Genomic DNA, 952 nt, shown 5'->3' on the forward strand with positions numbered 1-952 from the left:
GGTCTTGCCGGCCCCGACCACGTGGTCGAGCAGGATCGTCTCGTCGTGCAGGAACCGTGTCACGGCGGCGGCCTGGTAGTCGTACGGCGTGTACTTGCCGTTCATGCCGGGGAACGACTTGGTGCTGGCGTCGTGGACCGGCTTGACGTAGGAGTTGTAGCGCTCGTTGAAGATGCGGGCCAGGCGCACATAGCGGTCGCCGTCCTCCCACAGCCATTGTTCGAACCGCTCCTGCAAGGCTGCGGCCGAGGCTTGCGCCTGCTCGGTGAGCTTGACGTGGAACCGCGGCTTCGGGGAGCGTTCGAGCTCGTCGCCGGTCTTGTTGACCTGGACCGGCTTGTTGTTGGCGAGCAGCTCGACCATCTTCACGCCCGGCAGCCGGGCACTGCCGTACTTGTCCGGGTAGCCACCGGAGAATTCGTGGCGGCTGCGCTGATCGGTGGTGATCTGCCAGTGTCCGCTGATCTGATCGTGTTCGACGGTCAGCCGGTCCGGGCGCAGCCCGAACTCCTCGACCAAGAACGCGCGGTAGTCCTCGATCGGCACCCAGGTCGCGCCGATGCGCACCCCGATCTCGGCGGGATCCACATCCGGCGGCACCACCTCTGCCAGTGCCTCCACCAGCGGCGCGTAGCGAGGATCGTCGCCGGCTTTGATCGTCGCCCGCGCCAGCTTGTCTCGCACCTGCCCGGACAGGGCCACGGTGGCCAATTCCCACCGGTCGGCGTCGTGCAGGGACGGATAGATCTTCCCCTGAGCCTGCTCGAGCGCGTCCTCGACGGACATGTTCAGCAGCTCGGCGACTCGCTGCGGCGAGATGTGTCCGAGCTCGTCGAAGCTGATCGCCAGCGCTTCGTCGACGTCGGCGGCGCTGGCGGCCTTGTCCTTGAACGGGGTGGTGTCCTCGGTGAAGATCGCCGTCTTGGTCGCCACTGCGTCGCTGCCGTCGAAC

1 pseudogene is annotated in these 952 nt (G+C 66.8%); it reads right to left on the bottom strand.

What is annotated here, in order from left to right:
- A pseudogene (locus NVV99_RS26295) lies at positions 1-933 on the bottom strand (helicase); the annotation flags it as partial.
- Between the last annotated feature and the right edge of the window lie 19 nt (positions 934-952).

It is taken from the genome of Rhodococcus sp. PAE-6 (assembly GCF_025290685.1).
GTDB classification, from domain to species: domain Bacteria; phylum Actinomycetota; class Actinomycetes; order Mycobacteriales; family Mycobacteriaceae; genus Rhodococcus; species Rhodococcus pyridinivorans.